This is a genomic window from Carboxylicivirga sp. (assembly GCF_982718395.1).
Genome location: NZ_CEXQWX010000253.1, coordinates 1 through 5,949, shown reverse-complemented (window position 1 = coordinate 5,949; position 5,949 = coordinate 1). Strand labels below are relative to the sequence as shown.

Below are 5,949 nucleotides of genomic sequence, written 5' to 3'. Positions count from 1 at the left end.
AGACTTCTTGGTTGCTTAAAAATATTAAAAATAGGGTAGATTTGGCAATGATTTTAGACATTTCGAAAGGTATATGACAAGAATAGGATTGATATCGGATACGCATTCGTATCTGGATGAGCGCTTTACAGAATTATTCAAAGAGGTTAATGAAATATGGCACGCAGGGGATATTGGTGATATCAGGGTACTGGACAAGCTTCGTCAGTTTAAAACAGTAAGGGCAGTTTATGGAAATATTGATGGATTGGAAATTCGGCAAGAACTGCAGGCTCATGAACGTTTTATGTGCGAGCAGGTGGATGTTTGGATGACTCATATTGGTGGTTTCCCTGGCAAATACGATGATTTGGTTAAAGGAAAAATATTTACTAATCCACCAAAGTTATTTATTTCAGGTCATTCGCATATACTCAAGGTAATGTACGATAAGCAACTTGATTTGCTTCATCTTAACCCCGGTGCTTGTGGCATTTCCGGCTTTCATACTGTGCGAACCGCTTTGCGCTTTTCAATTGATGGTGCAGATATAAAAGATATGGAAGTAATTGAGTTTGGTCCAAAAGCGGTTAAATAGAATTACCTATTGTCTTAAGAGTTTAGTGGATAGGGTTGAGGAGTCGCTTAGTTTGCCCGGTAATAAGTGTTTATGACTAACTCGCACCGGGCAAATGTCAATGCCGCCCCTGCGTGTATAGATGCAACTAACGGCTAGTTCATCCGGTTTGAAAGTATCCCACAGACGTTTATAAATCATTTCGCAAATTTCTTCATGGAAATGATTTTCATTACGAATGGATACCATGTATTGCAGCAAGGCATTTTTATCAGGTAAGTTGTTACCTTTAATGAAGATGTAAGCACTTCCCCAATCAGGTTGATTGGTTATTTTGCAATTGCTTCTCAATAAATGCGTGGCTACGGACAAAGTACCTGTTTTTCCAGTTGAAGATAAAAGATCGGGATTTTCGTTGAAACATTTAAATTCAATTTCATCAACTCCAGCTTCATTCTCAAGAAGACAATAATCGTTAAAATCGAAAGCTTTTTCTATCTGATTTTGATTAAAAAAACCAAGTTCAATATTTGTATTCAATAGTTGCGTTAAATCTTTATTAATGGTAGATAGAACTTCATCTAATCCTTCTTTAGCTGTCAGTCCAAATTGATGCATGTTGAAGGAATTCAGGTAAAGTTTTAATGACTTGCTTTCAACAATACAATCGTTTGTTGCCGGATACACAATTTTTAGAAGTCCGGTTACAGGCAATCCTTTTTTTGTCAGAAAACTTAATTCATAAGCATGCCAGACATCATAGCCAATAAAAGGAAGTTCATCCTCTTTTAAACTATATTGCTCACGATTAAAGTGGCGAGGAACAGCCACCAACATTTCGGGTGCATAGTGTTGAGGATAATCAACCTGCTTGCCTAAAAATTTTCCTTCATTCATTTTTTAGATATTAGTTGTTAGAGGTTAGATATGAATGGTTAGTGATTAAGCATGATTAATCTCTAATCGTTAATCACTCACCACTAACTATTAGTTTATTCTGCTCTTTGCTGTTTTTATACTACTGGTCAACATTTTCAGTAGTTCAGTACATGCATTGATTAATTTTAAAAACTCAGTTTTGGAGATATAATCTGTTGCCTCAAGTAACTCTAACCAATATATCGATTCATTGGCTTCTTTTTGAGCAATCTGTAATTTGTGGATGAAATCTTTTTTACTTTCACCATATTCGGCCTCTCTAATTAATGCGCCAATAGCAGTTCCTGAACGCCAAACTTGTTTAGTTAGGATATACTCTTTTTTATCAATTTGAATCTTTTGGCAAGCCTTTATGATTTCAACAGAAAACGTGAAACTTTTTTCCTTTAAAATACTCTTCATAGCTACTAAGTTTAATATGAAACTAAATTATCAAATTAAACAGTAAGTTTTTATCATTGACTACTAATCTCTAATCACTCACCACTCACCACTAATTATTATACTCCACTTTTACTGCCAAAAAGTTCGATATGAACACGTGAACTGAAACGCCAGCCGTTATCAATTGCCATTTTTAGTACAATTGGTGATGATTTTGTAATTTCCTCTTGCGTTGCGCCCAATGGCATTAATAGAATATCACCGATCTTCCAATTAGATAATGGCTCCAGAAAATCAGATGTGATTTCTTCATAATCATGAGTTTTACCCACAACAAATTTTATCTGAAGCTCTTTTTCAGAACAATTGGCTAAATCAATATAGGATTGAAGAGCCGTAAGGTTAAGGCGTTTTTGATTATGAAACTTATAGGGGCCAGACTCTTTCAAGTTATAAGCCGCTAACTTTTCAGGTGTTGGAACAGAGTTACTCAACTTTGGCGAAATACTAAATAAATCTACCCATTTTGCTACCTCTTCGTCAAACAGAGAACCATTGGACTCTAAGGTAATGTGAACATTTAATTCTTTCTTTAACTTTTTACAAAGTGGAGCTAAAGCCTTTTTTTGGAGCAGGGGTTCACCACCAGTAACCACAATATGCTTAATATTGCCTAAGTTATGCTTTACCCAGTTAAAGATGTTGTCAATACTTAGTTCAATGGTTTCATTGGGATGAAATGAGGCATAGGTAGTGTCGCAACGACAAAAGCTGCCATCTTCCATTTGCCATATACATCGCAGGTTACAACTTGACAAACGAATGAATAGAGACGGAACACCAGCAAGCTTTCCTTCGCCTTGTATTGTTCCGGCTGTTTGTAATCCGGTTTTGGGTTGCATTTCGATTAATTCACCATTCATGTTTCTTGTAACCGGGAATACACCTTCTTTGGCCAGTACCAACTTCTCCATAATCGTTCTCTAAACTTTTATAATGATGTATCAATGACCCCAGCTTCGTCAAAAGCCTTTGCTCTAAGTAAGCAACTGTCGCAGGTTCCACATGGTTTATCGCCACCCCGATAACAGCTCCAGGTTAATCCAAAATCAACCCCGAGTTGAACTCCTAATTGTATTTCCTCGGCTTTTGTTTTGTTAACAAATGGGGCATGTATTTTTATGGGCTGATTCTTTTCAGCACCCATCACCGTACCCATGTTGATGGCTTTCTCCATACTATCGATAAATTCCTGACGACAATCTACATAACCCGAATAATCAACCTCACTAACTCCAATAAAGATATCCTGAGCACCAATTGCTTCGGCCAGTGAAGCTGCAACGGAAAGGAAAACCATATTTCGGGCAGGTACATAGGTTACTGGAATATCGTTTCGGTTGACATCGCCATCTTCTACCTGAAGCTTAGCATCGGTCAAAGAGGAACCGCCCCATTTGTCCAGTTTTAAAGAAACAACCTGATGCTCTTTTACATCAGCTTTTTTTGCAATAACTTTCGCAGCTGTTAATTCGCGATTATGTCTTTGACCATAATCAAATGAAAGAGCATGTAGCTCAAAATCCTGATTTTTTGCAAGATATAAGGCCACAGCAGAGTCTAAACCTCCCGATAATAATACGACTGCTTTTTTCATTTTTTAAATGATTAAACAGCTGTAACCAAATATAAAACAAATGCGGATTAAAAAACAGCGGAAGCAACCTCTTTTAATCTAAATGATTTTATCTCCTAGTTTTGTTTTACAACAGGATGGTCACGAACTGTTGGTACTTAAAATACGTGGCAAAGATAGTTAAAAGAAATGATTTGGCAGGCTTTGGTTACAGGTTTAAATCAATTTACAGTCGTACTCCTATTACCAGAACATCATCAATCTGATCGTTAATACCCTTCCACATATTGAAAAAATTCTCGTAAATGTCAGCCTGTTGTTCCATCGGATATTGGTGATTTTCCATAAGCAGGTTACGAAAACCTTTTTGCATGAGCTTTTTGTCATTGGGGCCGCCAAATTGAGAAGGGAAACCATCTGTGTAAAGATAGACGCAGTCGCCCTGTTGGTAAGTTAACTCATGATTGGTATAAGGTTGATCCGTTTCTCCAATGGACACAGGCATGTGATCTGCCTGGATAATTTGCATGTTGTTATTGCGGATCAAGAGCATATCATTAAACGCTCCAGCATATTCAATTTTTTGTTGTGCTTTATCGATAGTTATTACGCTGATATCCATGCCATCTTTTACTTCACTATCTTCATCCTGTTTTAATGAATCAATAACAATTCGTCTCAGTTCATTTATAATCTCCGCAGGTTGAGTTACCTTATTTTTACCAACAATTTCATGTAAATAGGCGACACCAAACATACTCATAAAAGCTCCTGGAACTCCATGACCGGTGCAATCAGCAGCAACAATAATCAGCTTGTCTCCTGTTTGTTCAGCCCAATAAAAGTCACCACTTACAATATCACGTGGCTTAAGTAAAATAAAATGTTCAGGCAGAATTTTATCCAAAAACTCCTTTTGGGGCAGGCTAGCGTTCTGAATCTTCTGAGCGTATTCAATACTATCGGTCAGTTTCTTATTAACGGTTCTGATTTTATTTATCAGGCGTTGATTCTGGTCGCGAGCCATTTTAATAGTGATCTGCGTTTTAACCCTGGCTTTTAGCTCGAGAATGTTGAATGGTTTGGTAATATAATCGATTGCACCCGCTTCGAAACCTTTTAAAATACTTTCTGAGTCATTTTGACCCGTAATAAAAATAATAGGAATGTCTTTTGACTGCTCATTCTGTTTAAGAATTTTACAGACCTCATATCCATTAAGGCCGGGCATCACTATGTCGAGTAATATAAGATCAGGTTTGTTTCTTGAAAAAGCAATTTCCATAGCCTCATCACCATTAGTGGCAGTGATTGTTTTATAGCGGTTAAGTGCTTCTGTTAAGATTTCCAGATTAACACTAGAATCATCGACTAATAATATGGTAGGTTCGAGATGAGTCATTTTCTTAAAATTCCCAAAAAAATGTGATAATTGTTTTAACTACGTATAAAATTGCTTAAGGTTTTTGTTTTCTTATATACCACTTAAATGTCTATGTAAAGGTAGCTCTTCGCTTAAAAACTTGCACTGAGCTTTAGATTTATTCTTCTTGATGTAAGGTAATTTGGAACTGCATATTGTCGATTGTGAATATCATTCACCCAAAAATAGGAGATAGTGTTACTGATATCGAATAAGTTAAAAACTTCTAACCCGATCCAGCAATCCTTTACCAAAGACTTGTTTTTATTGAACCACTTAGTTAAATCTTTTGAGAAACCAATATCAACACGCCTATATGCAGGCATCCTGTGTGTTGCCATATATCTGGGAGATTGGGGAGGACCAAAAGGAAGGCCGGTAGCAAATAGCAGATTGAGATTAACCCGGAAACTCGGATTATTTGGCAGGTAATCCTGAAAAAACAAAGAAAACGAAACCCTTTGATCTGAAGGACGTGGGATATATCCGGGATAAACAATTGTTTCATTACCCTCATCATCTGTTTCAATATAGAAATCGTCCAAAATGTCCTCTTCTGTTTTCATAATGGACAGGTTGGCCCACGATTCAACACCCGGAACAAATTCACCATTCAGCTTCATATCAATACCGGTAGCATAGCCTTTAGCATTATTTTTTGCCAGGTATCGAATGCGCACATTATCTATCTGGTATGGATTTAAGTTGGTCATGTGCTTGTAATAGGCTTCCGTTGTGAATTTAAATTCCCTGTTCATGGCCGTAAATATACGGTCGAAACCTGCAATAGCCTGGATTGACTTTTGGGCTTTAATATTTTCGTTAATGTCTCCATCCGGCGCTCGCATTTCACGGTACAATGGTGATTGATAGTAAATACCTCCGGCAAGTCTGTATCTTGTCTTTTTGTTTGTGTTTGGGTAATATAAAAGATTCACACGCGGACTAAGCAAAAATTCATTATTGAAATCCCAATAATTGGTCCTTATTCCAGCATTGATCATCAGGTAA

General features: G+C 37.0%; 7 protein-coding genes. 1 reads left to right on the top strand and 6 read right to left on the bottom strand.

Going from position 1 to position 5,949, the window contains the following annotated elements:
• Nucleotides 1–73 precede the first annotated feature (73 nt).
• Entirely contained in the window at nt 74–577 is a 504-nt protein-coding gene (locus tag AC4MRQ_RS24615; protein ID WP_491200387.1) for a metallophosphoesterase family protein, read from the top strand.
• A 6-nt stretch (nt 578–583) separates the two neighbouring features.
• Here AC4MRQ_RS24615 and AC4MRQ_RS24610 read toward each other — a convergent pair whose 3' ends face one another.
• The 6 genes from AC4MRQ_RS24610 to AC4MRQ_RS24585 all read right to left on the bottom strand — a co-directional run.
• Nucleotides 584–1,453 carry an NADPH-dependent 7-cyano-7-deazaguanine reductase QueF gene (locus AC4MRQ_RS24610; protein ID WP_491200386.1) on the bottom strand — a complete coding sequence of 290 codons (870 nt, stop codon included), beginning with the start codon at nt 1,451–1,453 and terminating at the stop codon, nt 584–586.
• Nucleotides 1,454–1,543: 90 nt separating this feature from the next.
• Nucleotides 1,544–1,897 (bottom strand): four helix bundle protein, encoded by a 354-nt coding sequence (locus AC4MRQ_RS24605; RefSeq protein ID WP_491200385.1) that lies wholly within the window; start codon nt 1,895–1,897, stop codon nt 1,544–1,546.
• Between the two features lie 98 nt (nt 1,898–1,995).
• Nucleotides 1,996–2,853: a 7-carboxy-7-deazaguanine synthase QueE gene (locus AC4MRQ_RS24600; RefSeq protein WP_491200384.1), complete on the bottom strand. Its 858-nt coding sequence runs from the start codon at nt 2,851–2,853 to the stop codon at nt 1,996–1,998.
• A gap of 17 nt (nt 2,854–2,870) precedes the next feature.
• A complete protein-coding gene (gene queC, locus AC4MRQ_RS24595) occupies nt 2,871–3,536 on the bottom strand; it encodes a 7-cyano-7-deazaguanine synthase QueC (RefSeq protein WP_491200383.1) in 666 nt (221 codons plus the stop codon).
• A 205-nt stretch (nt 3,537–3,741) separates the two neighbouring features.
• Nucleotides 3,742–4,917, bottom strand: a complete 1,176-nt coding sequence (locus AC4MRQ_RS24590; RefSeq protein WP_491200382.1) for a response regulator — start codon at nt 4,915–4,917, stop codon at nt 3,742–3,744.
• A gap of 113 nt (nt 4,918–5,030) precedes the next feature.
• Nucleotides 5,031–5,949 (bottom strand): TonB-dependent receptor (locus AC4MRQ_RS24585; protein WP_491200381.1); only part of this gene is annotated, 919 nt, incomplete at its 5' end.